The organism is Micromonospora sp. NPDC049048 (assembly GCF_043197615.1).
In the GTDB taxonomy this organism is placed as follows: Bacteria; Actinomycetota; Actinomycetes; order Mycobacteriales; family Micromonosporaceae; genus Micromonospora.
The window spans coordinates 335,083-354,861 of sequence record NZ_JBICTM010000003.1 but is presented as its reverse complement, the minus strand read 5'-3'; the positions used below and the strand labels follow the sequence as shown (position 1 = coordinate 354,861).

Genomic DNA, 19,779 nt, shown 5'->3' with positions numbered 1-19,779 from the left:
CCGGCCCACCCTGGCCCTCCACTCGGGCACCAACAACTCGGGGCGGCGCGCCGGCGGCTGTCCCCGGTGGCGCCCCCCGGGGGGTCCGGGGGGGGGGGGCGCCGGCGACCCGGCCGCCCCCCCCCCGCGGCCGGGGAGTGCAGGTGACCGGATCCGACCGTCGCCGCCCCCGACCGCAGGAGCGCAGGTGACCGGCCGCAGGACGGGTGGCTGCCCGTACCTGATGATGTGGGTATGCGGATCCTCATGGCCGGCGCGTCCGGCTTCCTCGGCACCCGGCTGATCGACCGGCTCACGGCGGACGGACACCAGGTCACCCGGCTGGTGCGCCGGCCGCCGCGTACCCCCGACGAGCGGCAGTGGAACCCGGCCGCCGCGCAGCTCGACCCGGCCGTGGTGGCCGAGGCGGACGCGGTGGTCAACCTGGCCGGCGCGGGTGTGGGCGACAAGCGGTGGAACGACGGGTACCGACAGCTGATCCGCTCCAGCCGGGTCGACACCACCACCACGCTGGCGATCACCATCGCCGGCCTGACGCAGGGCGACCGGCCCCGGACCCTGCTGAATTCCTCGGCGGTCGGCTGGTACGGCAACACCGGCGACCGGACCGTCGAGGAGGACGCCCCGGCGGGCGAGGGCTTCCTGGCCGACGTGTGCCGGGTCTGGGAGGCCGCGACCCGACCGGCCGAGGACGCGGGCGTACGCGTCGTGCGGATGCGCACCGGGCTGCCGCTGCACCGCGACGGCGGCCTGCTGAAGCCGCAGCTCCTGCCGTTCAAGCTGGGGATCGCCGGCCGGCTCGGCAGCGGCCGGCAATGGCTGCCGTGGATCTCCATGGCGGACTGGCTGGACGCCGTCCGGTTCCTGCTGGACCGCGACGACGTCGCGGGGCCGGTCAACCTGGTGGGACCGGCCCCGGTGACCAACGCCGAGTTCACCCGCGAGCTGGCCCGGCAGCTGCACCGGCCGGCGATCATCCCGATCCCGGCGCTGGCGCTGAAGGTGGCGCTCGGCGGCTTCGCCCACGAGGCGCTGACCAGCACCCGCGTCCTCCCCGCGGTGCTCACCAAGGCCGGATTCACCTACCGCCACCCCACCCTGTCCACGGCCCTGCAAGCCGCCCTGACCACCCCCTGACCCCCCACCCCGCCTGCCCGACCCCGGTTGATCATGAAGTTGTTGTCATGACACGCCACGCGGGACGACAACAACTTCATGATCAACGCGTCGGGAGAGGGACCGGGCGGAGCGGGAGCGGGGTGGTCAGCAGCCGATCACCCAGTGGTTGGGGGCGGTCTGCTTGAGGGTGCTGGTGTAGAAGGTGTTGTAGAGGCCCATCCGCTCGTTCGAGCCGTTGGCGTAGGCGTAGCCGCCGGAGTGGTACGCACGGCCCGCGACGACGTGGGCGTAGTTGCTGGCCGTCACGCAGGTAGGGGCCGTGGTCGGGCTGGCCGTCGGGGAGGCGGTCGGGCTGGCGGTGGGGCTCGCCGTGGGGCTCACGGTCGGGCTCGCCGTCGGGGTGGGGCTGGGGGGCGTCGCGCCGTTCAGGCCGAAGAAGACCGCGTCGTGGTACGCCGAGCAGATGGTGTCCAGCAGGTAGGCGCCGGCGGTGCCGCACTGCTCCGCCCCCGAGCCCGGGTCGACCGGGGTGCCGTGGCCCATGCCGGAGACCCGGTAGACGCGTACGTCGTCGTTGCCGTACACCTCGAGGGCCGTGTTGGCGGGCAGCGACGCGGTGCTGGTGGGGGTCTGCGACACGCCCCGGACGTTGGTCCACTGGTCGCGCAGCTCGGTGGCGTTGGCCGGCACGACGGTGGTGTCCGACGTGCCGTGCCAGACGGCGACCCGGGGACGCGGGCCGGTGTGTCCCGGGTACGCGGCCCGGACCAGGTTGCCCCACTCCTGCGGGGTCTTGTTCACCCCGCTGTACTGGCAGGTGCTGGTGGAGGCGGGCGGCGAGCAGCGGTACGGCAGGCCGGCGATGACCGAGCCGGCGGCGAAGACGTCCGGGTAGGTGGCGAGCATGACCGCGCTCATCCCGCCACCGGCGGAGAGGCCGCTGACGAAGACCCGGGAGGCGTCGGTGCCGAAGTTGTTCCGGGCGTGGTCCACCATCTGCTTGATCGACAGCGCCTCGCCCGAGCCTCGGGTGATGTCCTGCTCGACGAACCAGTTGAAGCAGCTCAGCGCCTGGTTGGCGCTGGACTGCTGCGGCACGATGAGGGTGAACTTCCACTGGTCGGCGAACTTCTGCCAGCCGGAGTTGGCGAAGTAGCCGGCCGCGTTCTGGGTGCAGCCGTGCAGCAGCACGACGGCCGGGGCGCCCGCCGGCAGGTTGTCCGGCCGGTACGCGTACATGGCGAGGTTGCCGGGGTTGGAGCCGAAGTTGGTGACCTGGGTCAGGGTGGCGGCCTGGGCTGGGGCGGCGACGGTGGTCACCGCGGCGGCGGCGAGGACCACCCCGGCGACCACGCCGGTCAGCCGGGCGAGCAGGGACGGGGAGCGGCGCACGGGGCCTCCTGGGGACGGGGTGTGAACTGGGTCACCCGCGAATTGCCGCGAGGTTACGTCGATACGTCGATGCTGTGACATGGGGCACGGTCACACATTCACGGCCGGAAGGATGTGCGTCCTGACCGGCCTGCCCCGGTGCGGTTGGTAACGTCCGCTGCGTGCCGTCCTCCCCGTCCCTGGCGCCTTCGCCGGCCTCGCCGCCCCGCGTCGTCCGCCATCGGCGGGCCGACCTGATCGTGGCGCTGGTCGCGCTGGCGCTCGCCGTCTGGGTGACCAGCGGGCTGTGGCGGGACCCGAACACCCGCGCCATCACGGTCAACTCCAGCGACCAGGCGCTCTTCGAGTGGCTGCTGGCCTTCGGCGGTCACGCGGTGACCCACGGGGACAACCCGCTCTTCACCTACCTGGTCAACGTCCCGGACGGGGTGAACCTCGCGGTCAACACCTCGATCACCGTGTACGCGGTCGTCTTCGCGCCGCTGACGTACCTGATCGGGCCACCCGCCACGTTCCTGGTGATCCTCACCCTCAACCTGGCCGCCACCGCGCTCGCCTGGTACTGGCTGCTCTCCCGGCACCTGGTCCGCAGCCCGCTCGCCGCCGCCGTCGGCGGACTGTTCATCGGCTTCTCCCCCGGCATGGTCTCGCACGCCAACGCCCACCTGAACTGGACCGCGGGCTGGCTGGTGCCGCTGCTGATCTGGCGGACCTTCGCGCTGCGCCGCTCCCGGCACGCGCTGCGCGACGGCGCGATCCTCGGCCTGCTCGTGGCCGTCGCCTTCTCCATCGCCGCCGAGGGGCTCTTCTTCACCGCGCTGGCGCTCGGCGTCTTCGTCGCCGTCTGGGCGCTGCACCCGGCCCACCGCGCCGAGGCCCGCGCGGCGCTGCCGACCTTCCTACGCGGCCTCGGGGTGACCGCCGTCGTGGCGGGGGTCCTGCTGGCGTACCCGCTGTGGCTGCACTTCGCCGGCCCGCAGCGCTTCCACGGCACCGGCTTCGACGCCGTCATCCACTCCGAGGACGTCGTCGCGTACGGGGCGTACCCGCGCCGGTCGCTCGCCGGGGAGGCGGGACTGGGCACCCAGCTGGCGCCCAACCCGACCGAGGAGAACTCGTTCTTCGGCATCGGGCTGCCACTGCTCGCCGTCGCCTGCTTCGTGACGCTGTGGCGCCACGCCGACGCGGGCCGCCGGGCGACGCTCTGGGCGCTGGGCGTGACCGCCGCCGTCTTCACCGTGCTGTCGTTCGGTCCCGTGGCCAAGATCGACGGGCGGCGCGTCGACCTGCCGATGCCGTTCGACCTGCTCGGGAACCTGCCGGTGGTGAACGCCGCCCTGCCCGCCCGGCTGGCGCTGATCGTGGCGCCGGTGATCGGGGTGCTGCTCGCGTACACCGTCGACCAGCTGCGCGCCGACCCGCCGCGGCAGCGCCGGACGCGCCTGGCGTGGTGGGCGGGATTCGTGCTGGCGCTGCTGCCGCTGGTGCCGACCCCGCTGCTGACCATCGAGCGCGAGCCGATCCCACGCTTCATCACCGCCGGGACGTGGCGGGAACATGTCTCTCCCGGCGGGGTGCTCACCCCGGTGCCGCTGACCCTCGACGTCTACCCCGACGGTCAGCGCTGGCAGGCGTACGCGTTGGCGCACCGGCAGGGCGAGTTCGCCATCCCCTCCGGCTTCTTCCTCGGCCCCGGCGGCCCGGACGGGCGGGGGCGGATCGGCCCGCCGCCGCGCCTGTTCAGCGCACTGGTGGACCAGGCCGGCCGGACCGGGACCGTACCGATCGTCACCGAGGGCAGCATCGAGGAGGTCCGCGCCGACCTGCGGCACTGGCGGATCGAGACGATCGTGCTGGCCGACGAGGTGCACGGGGCGAAGTGGCCGGTCGACGAGGAGGCGATCCGGCGTACGGTGACCGCGCTGCTCGGCCCGCCCGAGCGGGTGGACGACGTGTGGCTGTGGCGGGTCGCGCAGGGCTGAACCGCCCCGGCCGATCCGTCCCCTCGTGAGCCGCGTCACCGCAGGTGACCCGCCGGTACGGGGCTAGGCTTGGCGGCGTGACCACGACGACCCCCGGCCTCACGGCCGTCCGCGCCGGTGTCCTCGACTACCTGGCCGCCTGGGACGAGCAGCGCCGGCTGCACGAGTCGGTGGTCGCCGGGGAGCGCGGCGACACCGTGCTGCTGCTGGAGCACCCGAGCGTCTACACCGCCGGCAAGCGCACGGAGCCGTGGGACCGCCCCATGGACGGCACCCCGGTCGTCGACGTGGACCGGGGCGGCAAGATCACCTGGCACGGCCCTGGGCAGCTGGTCGGCTACCCCATCGTGCGGCTGCCCGACCCGGTCGACGTGGTCGCCTACGTACGCCGCACCGAGCAGTTGCTGATCGACGTCTGCGCCGAGTTCGGGCTGACCGCCGGCCGGGTCGAGGGACGTAGCGGGGTCTGGGTGCCCGAGGACGACCGGGGGCCGGCCCGCAAGGTGGCGGCCATCGGCATCCGGGTCGCCCGCGGGGTGACCCTGCACGGCTTCTCCATCAACTGCGACTGCGACCTGGGGTACTTCGACCGGATCGTGCCCTGCGGCATCCGCGACGCCGGGGTCACCTCGCTCACCGCCGAGCTGGGCCGCCCGGTCGCCGTGGCCGACGTGCTGCCGGTCGTCGAGCGCCACCTGCCGACGCTGTTGGCGTGACCGTCGGCGGGCCGCGTCCGCTCCACCGCCGGCCCGTCGGACGAGGAGCCCCGTGGAATCCCACGCCGGTTCCGGCGCCGCGTCGGGCCCCGGCCCGCCCCTATCCTCACGGGCATGCAGATCGATCTGGTCACCGTCGTCGTGGCCGAGTACGACCCGGCCATCGACTTCTTCACCGACGTGCTCGGCTTCGAGCTGGTCGAGGACTCCCCCTCGCTGACCAACGACGGCCGCCCGAAGCGCTGGGTCGTCGTCCGCCCGCCCGGCGCGCAGACCGGACTGCTGCTGGCCCGCGCCGACGGTGACCGGCAGGCGCAGGCAGTGGGTGACCAGGTCGCCGGCCGGGTCGGCTTCTTCCTCCGGGTCGACGACTTCGACGCCGCCCACCGGCGGATGGTCGAGGCGGGTGTCGAGTTCGTGAAGCCCCCGCGCACCGAGCCGTACGGCCGGGTCGCCGTCTTCCGCGACATCGCCGGCAACCTCTGGGACCTCCTCAGTTCCGCCTGACCGCCCGCCCGACGGGGAGTCCTCGACTTCGAAACCGGCCCATTGAGCGATCGCTCAAAGCGCGGTACGCTCCGTCTTGAGCAACTGCTCAAAACGGAGGATGCCGATGCGGGCCGTCTACGTCGAGACGCTCATCGCCGCGCCGATGGAACGGGTCTGGCGGGTGACGCAGGACCCCGGCACACACCCGCGCTGGGACGTCCGGTTCAGCGCCATCGACCCCGTGCCGGGCACGACGCCCGCCCGGTTCCACTACGTCACCCGGGTGCTGCCGGCCGTCCGGATCGGCGGGTACGGCGTGCACGCCGGCGAGCGGACCCGGCCGGACGGCACGCGTACCTCGGCGCTGCGCTTCGGCTCCGACGATCCGCGCTCCCTGATCGCGGCGGGCTCGGGCTACTGGCGTTACCTGCCCGGCCCCGCCGGGGTGCGGTTCCTGACGGGTTACACGTACGCCCCCCGCTGGGGAGCCTGGGGGCGGCTCGCCGACCTCGCGTTCCGCCCGGTGTTCGGCTGGGCCACGGCGTGGTCGTTCGACCGGCTGCGGCTGTGGCTGGAGCAGGACGTACCGCCGGAGCGGGCCCTGGGGAACGCGGCGCGCGAGGTGGCCCTCCGGGCGCTCGCGGTCGCGGGCGTCGGTGCCCTGGTCGCGTGGCTCGACGGCGCCCCCGCCGGGGCGCTCGCGGCGCTCGCCGCCTCGGTGGTCGCGGTGGCGCTGCCACCCCACCCGCACACCCCCGCCGCCCGCCGCTGCCGACGTCGGCCGCCCGACCGTCTCGCCGCCCGGGCCCCGTCGCTGTTGGAGAAGCTGTGACCTCCGTCTTCCAGCGCGCCCTGGGCGCCGACTTCGACCGACTGCATCCGCGACTGCGGCGCCGCTTCGGCGTCGACGGCGGCACCGACCTGGGCTGCGTCGGCACCGGCGTCATGGAGCGCGTCTGGCGGGGCCCCGCCTTCACGACGCCGTTCCTGCACCTGGGCACCCTGCGGCACATCCTGTTCCCGGAGACCGGCGTCGACGTCCCGTTCACCATCGAGAACTACGCCTACGCCGACTCGTACCGCCGGCCCACGCTGACGTTCGTGCGGACCTTCCAGGTGGCGACGCACCGCCGGCGCCGCTTCGACGCCACCATGGTCTACAGCCCGCGGCGCGGTGTCCTGGTCGACTACCTGGGCACCCACCAGCATCTCGCCGTCGACCTGCACCTGGGCGTCGATCCCACCGGCGCGCTGACCGTCCGCAGCGGCGCCCAGCGCTTCCGCGGCGGGCTGCCCTGCCCGGCGGCGCTCACCGGCCAGGCGCACCTGCGGGAGTGGTACGACGAGCGCAGCGGGCGCTTCCGCATCCAGGTACGGGTGACCAACCCGCTCGTCGGGCCGCTGTTCGGATACACGGGCAGCTTCACCGTCGAGTACGTCCGGCCCGGCCGGGCACCGGTGCCGGCGGCGGTGCGCCCCCTGCGGGAGAATCCCGGGGACTGACGGAAAGGACCCCCATGGCCGCCACCCGCCAGAAGCTGATCGACGGCGCGCTCGCGGCAATCCGCAGCCACGGCATCGCCGGCACCTCGGCCCGCACCATCGCCGCCGCCGCCGGGGTGAACCAGGCCCTGGTCTTCTACCACTTCGGCAGCGTCGACGCCCTGCTCGCCGAGGCCTGCCGGGACGCGACGGCGGCCCGCGTCGCGGTCTACCGCGCCCGCTTCGCGCAGGTACGGTCGCTGGGCGAACTGCTCGACCTGGGTCGCGTCCTGCACGAGCAGGAACGGGCCGAGGGCAACGTGGCCGTCCTGGCCCAGCTGCTCGCGGGCGCCCAGACCGACGAGCGGCTCGCCGAGCCGACGGCCGCCGCGCTGCGGCTGTGGACGGCCGAGATCGAGACCGTGCTGCACCGGCTGCTGCGCGACTCGCCGGTCGCCCCGATCGCCGACCCGGCGGGGCTGGCCCGCGCGATCTCGGCCGCGTTCGTCGGCCTGGAACTCTTCGAGGGCGTCGACCCGGCCGGCGGGCGCGACGCCCTCGACGCGCTGGAACGCCTCGCGGTCCTGGTGGAGGTGCTCGACGACCTGGGCCCCCTGGCCCGCCGCGCCCTACGCACCCACCTACGCACCCGCCCCCGCCCCTGACCCACCCGCCCCACCCCGGGCACGGCCGCGTTGATCATGAAGTTATCGACGCGACACGCCGATGCCGACGACAACAACTTCATGATCAACGGGGGCCATCCGGGGGAGGGTTAGGGAGTCAGGCGGTGGAGGTCGCGGGGGAAGGCGGTGACCTCTCGGATGTTGGTCGCGCCCGTGAGGCGGGCCACGAAGCGTTCCAGGCCGATGGCGAAGCCGCCGTGCGGCGGCATGCCGTGCCGGAACGCGTCGACATAGCCGGCGTACGGCTCGACGGGCTCGCCCCGGGCGGCGAGCGCCGCCAGGTAGTCGGCGTGCCGGTGCAGCCGCTGCCCGCCCGTCACCAGCTCCAGGCCCCGGAAGAGCAGGTCGAACCCGTTCGAGTACGCGGGCCGCGCCGGGTCGGGGTGGGTGTAGAAGGGCCGCTTCGCCATCGGGTACCCGGTGACGAAGAGGAACTCCGAGCCGTGCTCCCGCCGCGCCCACTCGCCCAGCGCCCGCTCGTGCGCCGGGGCGAGGTCCGGCTCGTCGGCCGGCGCGCCGGCGATCCTGAGCGCCTCGGTGAAGTGCACGGCGGGGATCTCGTCCGGCACGTCCGGGGCCGACACCCCGAGGGTGGCCAGCGCGGCCCCGGCCCGCTCGGTGACAGTGCCCAGCATCCCGGCCAGCGTGTCGCGCAGCACGGACATCACGTCCCGGTGGTCGGCGACGAAGCCCAGCTCGGCGTCGAGCGAGGTGTACTGCGCCAGGTGGCGGACGGTGTCGTGCGGCTCGGCCCGGAACACCGGCCCGACCTCGTAGACGCGCTCGAACACGCCGACCATGAGCTGCTTGTAGAACTGCGGCGACTGGGCCAGGTACGCCGGCCGGCCGAACCAGTCCAGCGCGAAGACGTTCGCCCCGCTCTCGGTGGACGAGCCGACCACCTTCGGGGTGTGGATCTCCACGAAGTCGCGGGCGTCGAGCGTGGCCCGGAAGCCGGACACCGCCGCCGCCGAGACGCGCAGCGCCGCCGACCGGGTCGGGTGGCGCAGCGCGACGGGCGCATGGTCGAGCTGGGTGGGCAGGTTCGCGGTGAGCGCCGGCCGGTACAGGTCGAACGGCGGCGGTACGGCGGGCGGGCCGAGCGGTCGTACCGTCGGCGCGGTCAGCTCGACCCCGGCGGGGGCCGTCGGGTTCGCGACCACCGTGCCGGCGACCTCGACGACCGTCTCCTCGGTGAGTTTCTCCACCTCGGCACGGACGGCCGGGTCGGTGACCACCACCTGCGCGAGGCCGGCGGCGTCCCGGACGATCAGGAAGGCCACCGACTTGAGCGGGCGACGGCGGTGCACCCAGCCGGCGATCCGGACGGGCGCGCCGACGTGGGCGCGGAGTTGGCGGGACAGGACACGTCGCATGGCAGGGCTGCCTCTCGGTCGATCGCGACGCCTGCCAGCTCCGGTGGCGGGCGTCGCCCCAACCCCGTCAGGTGCGGGCGAGCGGGAAACCTCGCGGTGCCACCACACCTTCGCCCCCGCGGAACGGGGGCCTCTTTCGTCGCCTTTTCACCGGGGCCAGCCGGGCGGGCTCTACTGGGCGGTGCGGCCTGCCCGCGCAGGCGCGCGGCGCGCCGGCCATCCGCCGTTCTTCCCGCAGCTCGGGAGGGTCTTCGCGGGCCCGGTGCCAGACCGCCTCGCAGCAACCGGCGGCTCTCTTCAACTGGCGGGTCGGGGCGCTACTCGGCTCCGTCACAGCTCTGGCGGCACGCTAGCACCCCCGCCGGGGCTCCTGTGACGGGTTTTCCGTCGACCCTCGTGTTGAGCGTCACGCGTTTCGGGGGTGACGCCGGTCGCCCGAACTACATCGACGGCGGCCGTCGGGCGTAGGCTCGGTTTCGTGACGATCGAGCACTCCGCGCCGACGACCGGCCAGGCAGCGCGCACGGCGACGCCCGCCCCCGAGGGGCGGCGTCTCCTGCGGATCGAGGCACGCAACGCCGAGACGCCGATCGAGCGCAAACCCCCGTGGATCAAGGTCAAGGCCAAGATGGGCCCGGAGTACACCCAGCTGCGCGGGCTCGTCTCGCGCGAGGGGCTGCACACCGTCTGCCAGGAGGCCGGCTGTCCCAACATCTACGAGTGCTGGGAGGACCGGGAGGCCACCTTCCTCATCGGTGGCGACCAGTGCACCCGGCGCTGCGACTTCTGCCAGATCGACACGGGCAAGCCGGCCGAGTTCGACGCCGACGAGCCGCGCCGGGTCGCCGAGTCGGTGGTCTCGATGGGCCTGCGCTACGCGACCATCACCGGCGTGGCCCGCGACGACCTGCCCGACGGCGGCGCCTGGCTCTACGCCGAGACCGTCCGGCAGATCCACACCCTCCAGCCCGGCTGCGGCGTGGAGCTGCTGATCCCCGACTTCAACGCGGTCCCCGAGCAGCTCGCCGAGGTCTTCGGCGCCCGGCCGGAGGTGCTGGCGCACAACGTGGAGACCGTGCCGCGGATCTTCAAGCGGATCCGGCCGGCGTTCCGCTACGAGCGGTCGCTGGACGTGATCCGGCAGGCCCGCGCCGACGGACTGGTCACCAAGTCCAACCTGATCCTGGGCATGGGCGAGGAGCGCGCCGAGGTCTCCCAGGCGCTGCGCGACCTGCACGACGCCGGGTGCGAGCTGATCACCATCACGCAGTACCTGCGCCCCACCCCCCGGCACCACCCGGTCACCCGCTGGGTCAAGCCGGAGGAGTTCGTCGAGCTGCGCGAGGAGGCCGAGGAGATCGGCTTCGCGGGCGTGATGAGCGGGCCGCTGGTGCGCTCGTCGTACCGGGCCGGGCGGCTCTACCGGCAGGCGCTGGAGGCCCGCGAGGCCCTCCCGGTCACCGCCGGCTGACCCGTCCCGGCGACGCGCCGGCCTCGTTCGACCACGGGCCGGCGGCCGACTGCCATGATCGGCTCATGACGGTCGGAGTACGCCACCGCCACCCGCGTCCCGCGACTCCGACCGCCCGCCGGCACCGGCTCCCGACTGTCCTCGCCGTACTCGCCGTCGTGGCGGGGATCGCCTACCGCCTCGGGCTGCTGCTGCACCACGCGCCGCCGACCAACAGCGACGAGGCCACCATGGGGCTGGCCGCGCTGCACATCGCGCGGGGACAGGAGTTCCCCGTCTGGTTCTACGGCCAGGCGTACATGGGGACGTTGGAGGCGTACCTGGCCGCACCGGTGTTCGCGCTGGCCGGCCCGTCGACGCTCGGCCTGCGCCTGCCCGTCCTCGCCCTGTACGCGGTCTTCGTCGTGCTCGCCTGGCGGCTGACGCTGCGGCTGACCGGGGACCGCTGGTTCGCCCTGCTCGTCGTGGCGCTGCTGGCGCTGGGCTCGGACCGGGTGGTGAAGAACCAGCTCATCGCCGGGGGCGGGTACCCGGAGATGAACGCGGCCGGGGTGGCGCTCGCCGTGCTGGCGTACGACCTGGCGGCCGGACGACCGGGACGCCGGCTGCCGCGCTGGGCGGCGTGGGGCTTCCTGGCCGGGCTGATGGTCTGGGTCGACCCGCTGGTGCTGCCGTACGTGGCGGCGACCGGCGCGGTGCTGCTCGCGTACCGGCGGCGGGAGCTGCGGGGCCGGGCCGGGGTGCTGCTCGGTGCCGCCGCGCTCCTCGGGGCCGCGCCGCTGCTGGTACACAGCCTCGCCACGGGGCGCGACCCGCTCGCCGCGGTGCTGGCCGCCGGCGGCTCCGGGCAGGCCGCCGGCTGGGCGGACCGGCTGCACGGCGGGCTGGTGCTCGGCCCGCCGCTGGGCATGGGCTTCTGCTCCCCCGGTCACTGCGCCGGCTGGCAGTTGTGGTGGGCCGCAGCCCTTCCCATCCTCCTGCTCCTGGCCACCGTCACGGCCCTCCGCCTGCTCCGCCGACCGCCCGCCCCCGCCGATCTTGGACACCTGCCGTCGGCACCGGACGGCAACTGTCCAGGATCTGGTGACGCCGTGGCGCGGGTCCGGGCGGCCCTGTCGCTCGCCCTGGTCGGGGCAGCCGTCGCGACGCTGGCCGCCTACACGCTGAGCAGCGCGGCCGGGCGTACACCGGTCGAAAGCTCCCGGTACCTGTCCTGCCTGCTCATCTCGGTGCCCGCGCTGCTGTGGCCGCTGTGGGCCGCCGCCCGGCGGCGGACGGCCCACCTGCCCCGCGTCGCGGCGGGCGGGGCGGTCGCCCACCTGCCCCGCGTCGCAGTGGGCGGGGCGCTCGCAGCCACCCTCGGCACCGCCGCCGTGGCGACCGCCGGCGCGGTGGGCGCCGCGCCGACCGCCCGCGCCGCCGAGGCCCGGCACGCCGAACTGGTGGCCGCGCTGCGCCAGCGGGGCGTCCGGCACGTGTACGGCGGCTACTGGACCTGCAACCGGCTCACCTTCGCCGCCCGGGAGGACGTGCTCTGCGCGGTGGTCGACGACGACCTGCGCCCGGGGCACGACCGGTACCTGCCGTACCGCCGGGCGGTGTGGGGATCGGCGGCGCCGGCGTGGGTCGCGCCGGCCGGGTCGCCGCTGGCCACCCGTCTGGACGAGCGCCTGCGCACCGATCCGGCCGCGCTCGACCTGGTCGTGGTCCCCGGCTGGCGGATCTACCTGCCCGGCCGGTGACCGCCGGACCACGCCCGGCCGCGGACCACCTGGACTGAGCCCGGCCGCGGACAGTGCGACGTGCGGCGACCACTAGACTCTGTGGCATGGCAAAGCCCCAGGAGAAGGTCTCGTTCGGCCAGCGGCTGAAGCAGATCGGGATGGTGTTCAAGTTCACCGCCAAGCAGGACCGGTGGTTCGCGCCGTTGGCCGCCGGCGCGGTGCTGATCCCGCTCGCGCTCACCGTGGTCGCGGTCCTGATCTGGGGCTGGATCTGGCTGCCGCTGGGCATCCTGTTCGCCCTGCTCTGCCTGCTGATCGTGCTCAACCTGCGGTCCAACCGGGCGATGATGAACGCCGCCGAGGGGCAGCCCGGCGCGGCGGCCCAGATCATGGAGAGCATGCGCGGCGACTGGCGGGTCACCCCGGCCGTCAGCTCCACCACCCAGATGGACATGGTCCACCTGGTCATCGGCCGGCCGGGCGTGATCCTGCTGGCGGAGGGCAACCCGCAGCGGGTGCGCGGCCTGCTCGGCCAGGAGAAGCGGCGGCTGGCGAAGGTGATCGGCTCCGCCCCGCTCTTCGACTACGTGATCGGTCAGGAGGAGGGCGAGCTGCCGATCCGCAAGCTGCGGATGACGTTGATGCGGCTGCCGCGCAACCTCAGCGGCAAGGACGTCAACTCGCTCGACAAGCGGCTCAAGGCGCTCACCGCCCGCCCGCAGATGCCCAAGGGCGCGATCCCGAAGAACATGCGGCCCCCGCGCGGCGCGTTCCGCCAGACGCGCGGTCGCTGACCCGCGACGCGTACGCGAGCAGGAGCCGGGCCCGTGCGAAGGGCCCGGCTTCTGCTGCGTTTCAGGGGGCGTGCCGCAGGTCAGGGGCGCGGGGCGTCGGTGACGACGGAGCCCGCCAGGCGGTCGTGCAGGCCACGACGGTGGCCGTCCATCAGCAGGGCCGGCACGACCAGGGCGAGCAGCAGACCGCGCAGCAGGGCCCGCAGCAGCCCGATACGGCCGCCGTCGGCCCAGGCGACGCAGCGGATCTTCGTGATGAACATGCCGGGCGTCTGGGCGAAGAGGCCGAGGAAGAAGCCGTACTCGACGATGAGCACCAGCACGGGCGCCCACCCGTCGCGGACCGGGTCGGAGAAGAACCCGGCGACCAGGAGGCAGAGCACCCAGTCGATCACCAGTGCGCCGAACCGGCGGCCCAGGCTGGGCGGGGTGAAGGTGGGATCCGACGCGGGGGGTACGGGGCGATCATGCGGGTTGGTCACAGCGGTCAAGGGTATCCAGGTCGGAGAGACGGATCGGGGACGACCACCCGCACCACGAGTGCGACGGGCTGACGCCGGCCTGCTCCGCCAGCAACCGCACGACAAAAAGGGGCGAAAGCGAGCAGACATCAATAGAATTACCCAGCCGATGACGTCCCGCTGCCCGGTCGCACCCCGCCCGAGCGGCGCGGATGACGCTCCGCGAGGGACGTAACACGGCAGAAACACTCAAGACACGGCCGGGCAACCGCACGGCCATAGCGTCGTCAGGAGCCTAGCCACCCGTGGACGTGCCAGGAGGACGTGTGTTCGCCAATCCCGAGGAACTCCTGCGATACCTCAAGAACGAGGACGTGAAGTTCGTCGACGTACGTTTTTGTGACCTGCCCGGCGTGATGCAGCACTTCAACCTGCCGGTCGAGTCGGTCGACGATGCCTTCTTCACCGAGGGCCTGGCCTTCGACGGCTCGTCGATCCGCGGTTTCCAGGCGATCCACGAGTCGGACATGCTCCTGCTCCCGGACGTCGCCACCGCCTTCATCGACCCCTTCCGGGCCCAAAAGACCCTCGCGCTCAACTTCTTCATCCACGACCCGTTCACCCGCGAGGCCTACAGCCGGGACCCGCGCAACGTGGCGAAGAAGGCCGAGGCCTACCTGGCCGCCAGCGGCATCGCCGACACCGCGTACTTCGGCGCGGAGGCGGAGTTCTACATCTTCGACTCGATCCGCCACGAGACCTCGGCGCACCAGTCGTTCTACTACATCGACTCGGTCGAGGGCGCCTGGAACACCGGCCGCGAGGAGCCGGGCGGCAACCGCGGCTACAAGACCGCCTACAAGGGCGGCTACTTCCCGGTGCCGCCGGTCGACCACTACGCCGACCTGCGCGACAGCATCGTGCGCCGACTCGTCGACAGCGGGTTCACCGTGGAGCGCTCGCACCACGAGGTGGGCACCGCCGGCCAGTCCGAGATCAACTACCGGTTCTCGACGCTGTTGCACGCCGCCGACCAGCTCCAGCTCTTCAAGTACATCGTGAAGAACGAGACCTGGGCCAACGGCAAGACCGCGACGTTCATGCCGAAGCCGCTCTTCGGTGACAACGGCTCCGGCATGCACACCCACCAGAGCCTCTGGCTGAACGGCGAGCCGCTGTTCTACGACGAGACCGGCTACGCCGGCCTCTCGGACATGGCCCGCTGGTACATCGGCGGCCTGCTGCACCACGCCCCGTCGCTGCTGGCCTTCACCAACCCGACGGTCAACTCGTACCGCCGGTTGGTGCCGGGCTTCGAGGCGCCGGTGAACCTGGTCTACTCGCAGCGCAACCGGTCCGCCTGCACCCGCATCCCGGTCACCGGCAACAACCCGAAGGCCAAGCGGGTCGAGTTCCGCGTGCCGGACCCGTCGGCCAACGTCTACCTGGCCTTCTCGGCGATGATGATGGCCGGCCTGGACGGCATCAAGAGCAAGATCGAGCCGCCGGCCCCGATCGACAAGGACCTCTACGACCTCCCGCCGGAGGAGTGGGGCGACGTCAAGCAGGTGCCGGGCTCGCTGTCGGCGGTGCTCGACTCCCTCGAGGCCGACCACGACTACCTGCTCGACGGCGGCGTCTTCACCCCCGACCTGATCTCCACCTGGATCGAGTGGAAGCGCACCAACGAGGTCGACCCGGTGCGCCTACGCCCGACCCCGCACGAGTTCGCCATGTACTTCGACTGCTGATTCGAATATCCGCAGGAAGGCCCCGGGTCCGCCCGGGGCCTTCCTTCTTCTCGTCCGATGGCTTTCCTTCTCCGTCCCGGAGCCCTGCGTTCTTCGTGGACCAGGCGATGCCACTCTTCGGCAAGTGCGCCACGACCTCCAACTGCCGACCCGCGCGCAGCCGACCGGTCGACACCGCCCGAGCCGCACGACCGGTGGAACACCATGGGTGTCTCCGGCGGGTTTTGACAGCCATGGTGTTCCACCGGTGCCGCCGGCCCACGTTGGGGCTCGTGTTGCAGCCGCGCGGGGTGGCAGCGGTGCAGGCAATCGCAACGTGGAGCGACGCAGCCGAAAGGGCCGCCCCATACCTTCGCGTCCGTTATATTGCGGGCGTGGACACACCGCTGCGCGAACCCACCTTCCTGATCCTCACCGCGCTGGCCGGCGAGCCGCTGCACGGCTACGGCCTGATCGGCGAGGTCGCCGCCCTCTCCGACGGGCGCGTGTCGCTGCGCCCCGGCACCCTCTACGGCGCGCTCGACCGGCTGACCGACGCCGGCCTGGTGGAGGTCGACCGCGAGGAGGTGGTGGACGGCCGGCTACGCCGCTACTACCGCCTCTCCCCCGCCGGCGACGCCACGCTGAGCGCCGAGACCGAGCGCCTGCGCCGCAACGTCGAGGCGGCCACCGCCCGGCTGCGCGCCCGCGCGTCCCGGCCGCTCGCCGCGCGTACCGCCGGAGGGTTGGCATGAGCGACCTGGAGCGGCGCTACCACCGCCTGCTGCGGGCCTACCCGGCCGAATACCGGCGGGCCCGCGGCGCGGAGATCGTCGGCACGTACCTCGACCTGGCCGCCCCGGACCGACGCTGGCCCTCTCCCGCGGACGCCGCGGACCTGCTGCGCGGCGGCCTGCGTCAGCGGCTGCGGGCCGCCGGAGCCGCCGACCTGGTTCCGGGCGTACGCCTCGCCGCCGTCCTCGCCTTCGTCACCGCGACCGCGCTGGCGGGGGCCTGGTCGGTGCTGGAGCTGCACCCGCCGACGGCGCCGTGGGACGTGCCGCACGCCGGACCGTTCGTCTCGCTCGGGATCGGGGTGTGGGCGGCCTGGCTGCTCGCCGCGGCCGTGCACGCGGCGGCCCCGGGTCGGTGGACCCGTCGCGCCGTGGCCCTCGCCCTGCTGCTCACGGTGGCGGTCGTACCGGTTGCGGCCCTCGCCGGCCTGCCCCGACCACCGCTGTTCGTGCTGCTGCCACAGGTCGGGCTGGGGCTGGTGGCGCTGGCCCTGCCCGAACGGCTGCCGGCGCTGATCCGGACGGCGCCCCTGCTCGCGGTGGCCGCCGCCGGCCTCACGAGTGTCAACCTGCTGCCCCGCAACGACTTCTACGTCAGCTACTACGGCTGGACGGCGAGCGGGGTGCTGCCCGGCGCCGCCGTGACACTGCTCGTCGTGGTGCTGTTGCTCGGGACCGGGTTGGCCCTGCGGGCCGACCACCGGGGCGGCTGGGCGCTGCTGGTGCTGCTGCCCCCGGTCGGCTTGCTCTTCCTTCAGCCGCTGGCCGGCGCGCTCGACGGCAACATGCGCGGCGCGCCCAACCCCGGCTGGGACGCCCTCGCCGCGACGGCCGTCCTGGTCGGCGTCGCCGGCCCCGCGCTGCTGCCGCTGGCGCTCGCCCTGCGCAGGCGCCTACGCGGACCCGGGCCGGTCGGCACCGGCGACCGCTGCCCGTCCTGCGGCCGTACCACCGAGCGGGTCACGTAGACCAGGGGCAGCGGCACCCGGGCGGCGAGTGGAACACCACGGCTGTCACCCGAGGTTCTGACAGCCACAGCATTCCACTCGCCGCAGTTACGACCGCGAGTGGCGGGGCCCCGCCTCGGCGTCAGGTGACGACGCCCGGCCCCGGCGGTGAGGGGCGGGGCGGCCCTCGCCGAGAGGTTCGCCCGCGGTGGCGGGAGGGCGGTCAGCGCAGGGCCGCCTCCCATTCCCGCGTGTGGGCGGCGAGGTGGTCGGCGGTGGCCAGCCAGTACGGGCCGTCCTCGGTCCAGATCCGGGCCCACGGCTCGCGCCGCTGCTCCGCGCCCTCGCGCAGCAGTTCGTACATCGCCCGGGCACGGCGGCCGAGCATTCCGGCCAGGGCCGGGCGGGACGCCTCGTCGAGACGGTAGCCGTCGGCGAAGGCGCGCAGCCGGGCGGCCGACTCGGCCACCGGCCGGTCCGGGCGCAGGCCGGCCATGCTCTGCGCGGCGTACGCGACGTCCCACAGCCGGGAGCCCGGCGCGGCGGCGTCCCAGTCGACCAGCACCCAGCCCCGGTCCGCCCTGATCAGGTTCCAGGGGGCCACGTCGTTGTGGCAGACGAGTTCCTCCCGGTCGGGCGGGATGAGCCGCTGCCACGCCGCGCCGGCCGGCGGGGTGAAGCCGGCCAGCGCCTCGTGCAGCTCGGCCAGCATCCGGCCGATCGCGAACAGGTCCGCCACCGGGTACGTGCCCGACGCCGCACCGACCTCACCGGGGACGTACTCCAGCACCTGCCGGCCCTGTGCGTCCCGGCCGAGGGGTCGGGGCGCGCCGGAGAATCCCACCGCGTGCAGGTGCTCCAACAGGGCGTCCACCGCGTCGGTCCAGGGGCCGGCCGGGCGGCGCACGGTGTCGCCGACGCGCACCACACCGGCGGTGGCGTTGCTCGGCAACGGTTCCTCGGCTGCGCTCACCCCATGATCATGGACTCGCCAGCCGCGGCGCGCCACGGACCTCGGCCGGGCGCGCGGCACGGGAGCGAAGCGCCCCGAGAACGCGGCGCGAACCCCGCCGGCCGGAACGCGCGGCACGGCCCCTCAGTCCGGGGGCGCGGGCCGGGCCCGGCGGAGTCGGAGCAGGCCCCACACCGCCAGCCCGGCCGCCAGCGCCGTCATCGCCAGCGCGCCCGGGGCCTTGCTGAACCGGGCCAGGTTGGTGCCGTCGGGCAGGGCGAGGAAGGCCGCCGCCGCGCAGGGCGCCACGAACCAGGTCGTACGCGTCGCGGCGACCGCGAGCAGCGCCAGGGGCCAGGTGGCGTACCAGGGGTGGAAGACCGGGGCCAGCGCGACCGTGGCGGCCAGCGTCAGCCCGGCCCCGAGCAGCGCGGCCCGGGGGCGGGCGGCGTCCGGGCGGGCCACCCGCTGCCCGACGCCGCTCGCCCGGCGCAGCCCCGTCCACGCCCGCCACCACAGCGCCGTCACCAGCACGGCGAGCAGCAGCAGGGCCGCCGCGCGGACGACCGGCACCGCGCCCGGCTCCCGGCCGACGAGCCCGCCCGCGTAGTCGACGACGAAGCCGACCGCCGTGGGCGGCGACGTCCACTGCTCCGAGTCGCCGCTGCGGGTCAGCCCGCCCACCCAGCCGAGGCCGAGCCCGGAGAGCAGGGATGTGACGGCCACCCCGCCGATCACCCCGCCGGCCAGCCAGCCGCCGTCGCGCAGCAGCGCCCGTACGGTGTGGCGGTCCTTCCGGGAGCCGTCGACGGGCGACTGGCGCACCGCGGCCAGCGCCGCGAACGGGAGCACCACCACGGCGGTCGCCTTCACCGTCACCGCCAGCCCGAGCAGCGCCCCGGCCAGCAGCAGCGGCCCCGGCCGGCCGGGCCGGCGGAGGAGCACCAGCAGCCCCAGCGTCAGCAGGCCGAGCATCACCGCGTCGTTGTGCGCGCCGGCGATCAGGTGCACCCCGACCAGCGGGCTGGCCAGCGCCAGCCAGGCCGCCCGACGGGCGGGTACGCCGGCGGCCCGGGCCAGCTTCGGCAGGCAGACGGCGGCCAGCAGCACCCCGGCGACCGCGAGCAGCCGGAACGCCACGATCGCGCCCACCAGGCCGCCGCCGAGGGTCACGGCGAGCGCGGCGAGCAGCACGAAGACCGGCCCGTACGGCGCCGGCGTGTCCCGCCAGATCGGCGCCACCGAGTCCACCCAGGGACAGCCGGCCTCGGCGACACCGTTCACGTACGGGTCGACGCCGTGCGCGTACGCCCAGCCCTGACAGGCGTACGAGTAGACGTCCCGGCTGCCCAGCGGCGGCGCGGCCAGCAGCGGCAGCGCCCACAGCCCGGCGGTCCGGTACGCCCACCGCGTCGACGGCGCGCCCCGGCGCAGCGCCCACCAGGCGCCGACCAGCAGCCCGGTGCCGACGAGCCACAGCGCGACGGTCCACGGCTCGCCGCCGAGGCCGGCAGCAGGGGTGGCCGCCCGGGGCAGCGCGCCGCCGAGCCAGCCGGCGACGGTCAGCAGCACCGCCCCGACCAGGCCGGCCCACCGGGCGAGCTCGGCGGCACCGGGCGACGGCGGAGCAGGCCCGGACGACGGGGGTCCGGGCGACGGCGGAG

The 19,779-nt window shown here is 74.2% G+C and carries 17 protein-coding genes and 1 pseudogene; 13 read left to right on the top strand and 5 right to left on the bottom strand.

The window, feature by feature from the left end:
- The first annotated feature begins 234 nt into the window (after positions 1–234).
- On the top strand, positions 235–1,137 hold the full coding sequence (locus tag ACGFIG_RS12220) for a TIGR01777 family oxidoreductase (protein ID WP_393001977.1): 903 nt from the start codon (positions 235–237) through the stop codon (positions 1,135–1,137).
- A gap of 126 nt (positions 1,138–1,263) precedes the next feature.
- Here ACGFIG_RS12220 and ACGFIG_RS12215 read toward each other — a convergent pair whose 3' ends face one another.
- Complete coding sequence (locus tag ACGFIG_RS12215; protein ID WP_393001975.1) at positions 1,264–2,511, bottom strand: PHB depolymerase family esterase; 1,248 nt, start codon at positions 2,509–2,511, stop codon at positions 1,264–1,266.
- Positions 2,512–2,672: 161 nt separating this feature from the next.
- Here ACGFIG_RS12215 and ACGFIG_RS12210 point away from each other — a divergent pair, with 161 nt between their 5' ends.
- From ACGFIG_RS12210 to ACGFIG_RS12185, 6 genes are all read left to right on the top strand, one after another.
- Entirely contained in the window at positions 2,673–4,493 is a 1,821-nt protein-coding gene (locus ACGFIG_RS12210; RefSeq protein WP_393001973.1) for a DUF3488 domain-containing protein, read from the top strand.
- 77 nt (positions 4,494–4,570) lie between these two features.
- Positions 4,571–5,209, top strand: coding sequence for a lipoyl(octanoyl) transferase LipB (gene lipB, locus ACGFIG_RS12205; RefSeq protein ID WP_393001971.1), 639 nt, complete (start codon positions 4,571–4,573; stop codon positions 5,207–5,209).
- 114 nt (positions 5,210–5,323) lie between these two features.
- Positions 5,324–5,716, top strand: a complete 393-nt coding sequence (locus ACGFIG_RS12200; protein WP_393001969.1) for a VOC family protein — start codon at positions 5,324–5,326, stop codon at positions 5,714–5,716.
- A 106-nt stretch (positions 5,717–5,822) separates the two neighbouring features.
- Positions 5,823–6,530 carry an SRPBCC family protein gene (locus tag ACGFIG_RS12195; protein ID WP_393001967.1) on the top strand — a complete coding sequence of 236 codons (708 nt, stop codon included), beginning with the start codon at positions 5,823–5,825 and terminating at the stop codon, positions 6,528–6,530.
- Positions 6,527–7,201 carry a DUF4166 domain-containing protein gene (locus ACGFIG_RS12190; RefSeq protein WP_393001965.1) on the top strand — a complete coding sequence of 225 codons (675 nt, stop codon included), beginning with the start codon at positions 6,527–6,529 and terminating at the stop codon, positions 7,199–7,201. Before ACGFIG_RS12195 ends, ACGFIG_RS12190 begins: the two co-directional genes overlap by 4 nt.
- A gap of 14 nt (positions 7,202–7,215) precedes the next feature.
- The gene (locus ACGFIG_RS12185) at positions 7,216–7,845 is read left to right on the top strand and encodes a TetR/AcrR family transcriptional regulator (protein ID WP_393001963.1); all 630 of its coding nucleotides are present in this window, start codon (positions 7,216–7,218) and stop codon (positions 7,843–7,845) included.
- A gap of 110 nt (positions 7,846–7,955) precedes the next feature.
- On the opposite strand, the gene aspS is transcribed toward ACGFIG_RS12185, so the two are convergent.
- On the bottom strand, positions 7,956–9,242 hold the full coding sequence (gene aspS / locus ACGFIG_RS12180) for an aspartate--tRNA(Asn) ligase (protein ID WP_393001961.1): 1,287 nt from the start codon (positions 9,240–9,242) through the stop codon (positions 7,956–7,958).
- 421 nt (positions 9,243–9,663) lie between these two features.
- Here aspS and lipA point away from each other — a divergent pair, with 421 nt between their 5' ends.
- From lipA to ACGFIG_RS12165, 3 genes are all read left to right on the top strand, one after another.
- Positions 9,664–10,713, top strand: coding sequence for a lipoyl synthase (lipA, locus tag ACGFIG_RS12175; RefSeq protein ID WP_393001959.1), 1,050 nt, complete (start codon positions 9,664–9,666; stop codon positions 10,711–10,713).
- Between the two features lie 65 nt (positions 10,714–10,778).
- Entirely contained in the window at positions 10,779–12,455 is a 1,677-nt protein-coding gene (locus ACGFIG_RS12170; protein ID WP_393001957.1) for a hypothetical protein, read from the top strand.
- Between the two features lie 86 nt (positions 12,456–12,541).
- Complete coding sequence (locus tag ACGFIG_RS12165) at positions 12,542–13,231, top strand: DUF4191 domain-containing protein (protein ID WP_393001955.1); 690 nt, start codon at positions 12,542–12,544, stop codon at positions 13,229–13,231.
- Between the two features lie 80 nt (positions 13,232–13,311).
- Here ACGFIG_RS12165 and ACGFIG_RS12160 read toward each other — a convergent pair whose 3' ends face one another.
- On the bottom strand, positions 13,312–13,713 hold the full coding sequence (locus ACGFIG_RS12160; RefSeq protein ID WP_393001953.1) for an RDD family protein: 402 nt from the start codon (positions 13,711–13,713) through the stop codon (positions 13,312–13,314).
- Between the two features lie 305 nt (positions 13,714–14,018).
- Here ACGFIG_RS12160 and glnA point away from each other — a divergent pair, with 305 nt between their 5' ends.
- From glnA to ACGFIG_RS12145, 3 genes are all read left to right on the top strand, one after another.
- Positions 14,019–15,443, top strand: coding sequence for a type I glutamate--ammonia ligase (glnA, locus tag ACGFIG_RS12155; RefSeq protein ID WP_393001951.1), 1,425 nt, complete (start codon positions 14,019–14,021; stop codon positions 15,441–15,443).
- Between the two features lie 374 nt (positions 15,444–15,817).
- Entirely contained in the window at positions 15,818–16,177 is a 360-nt protein-coding gene (locus ACGFIG_RS12150) for a PadR family transcriptional regulator (RefSeq protein ID WP_393001949.1), read from the top strand.
- Complete coding sequence (locus ACGFIG_RS12145) at positions 16,174–17,184, top strand: hypothetical protein (protein WP_393001947.1); 1,011 nt, start codon at positions 16,174–16,176, stop codon at positions 17,182–17,184. Before ACGFIG_RS12150 ends, ACGFIG_RS12145 begins: the two co-directional genes overlap by 4 nt.
- 202 nt (positions 17,185–17,386) lie before the next feature.
- Here the strand turns inward: ACGFIG_RS12145 and ACGFIG_RS12140 are convergent, their stop codons facing one another.
- A complete protein-coding gene (locus ACGFIG_RS12140; RefSeq protein ID WP_393001945.1) occupies positions 17,387–18,136 on the bottom strand; it encodes a phosphotransferase in 750 nt (249 codons plus the stop codon).
- A 123-nt stretch (positions 18,137–18,259) separates the two neighbouring features.
- A pseudogene (gene mptB / locus ACGFIG_RS12135) lies at positions 18,260–19,753 on the bottom strand (polyprenol phosphomannose-dependent alpha 1,6 mannosyltransferase MptB); the annotation flags it as partial.
- Between the last annotated feature and the right edge of the window lie 26 nt (positions 19,754–19,779).

Coding starts and splice junctions, on each gene's coding strand:
- ACGFIG_RS12220 (WP_393001977.1), top strand. CDS start 235: ATGCGGATCCTCATGGCCGGCGCGTCCGGCTTCCTCGGCACCCGGCTG.
- ACGFIG_RS12200 (WP_393001969.1), top strand. CDS start 5,324: ATGCAGATCGATCTGGTCACCGTCGTCGTGGCCGAGTACGACCCGGCC.
- ACGFIG_RS12195 (WP_393001967.1), top strand. CDS start 5,823: ATGCGGGCCGTCTACGTCGAGACGCTCATCGCCGCGCCGATGGAACGG.
- ACGFIG_RS12185 (WP_393001963.1), top strand. CDS start 7,216: ATGGCCGCCACCCGCCAGAAGCTGATCGACGGCGCGCTCGCGGCAATC.
- aspS (WP_393001961.1), bottom strand. CDS start 9,242: ATGCGACGTGTCCTGTCCCGCCAACTCCGCGCCCACGTCGGCGCGCCC.
- ACGFIG_RS12170 (WP_393001957.1), top strand. CDS start 10,779: ATGACGGTCGGAGTACGCCACCGCCACCCGCGTCCCGCGACTCCGACC.
- ACGFIG_RS12165 (WP_393001955.1), top strand. CDS start 12,542: ATGGCAAAGCCCCAGGAGAAGGTCTCGTTCGGCCAGCGGCTGAAGCAG.
- ACGFIG_RS12145 (WP_393001947.1), top strand. CDS start 16,174: ATGAGCGACCTGGAGCGGCGCTACCACCGCCTGCTGCGGGCCTACCCG.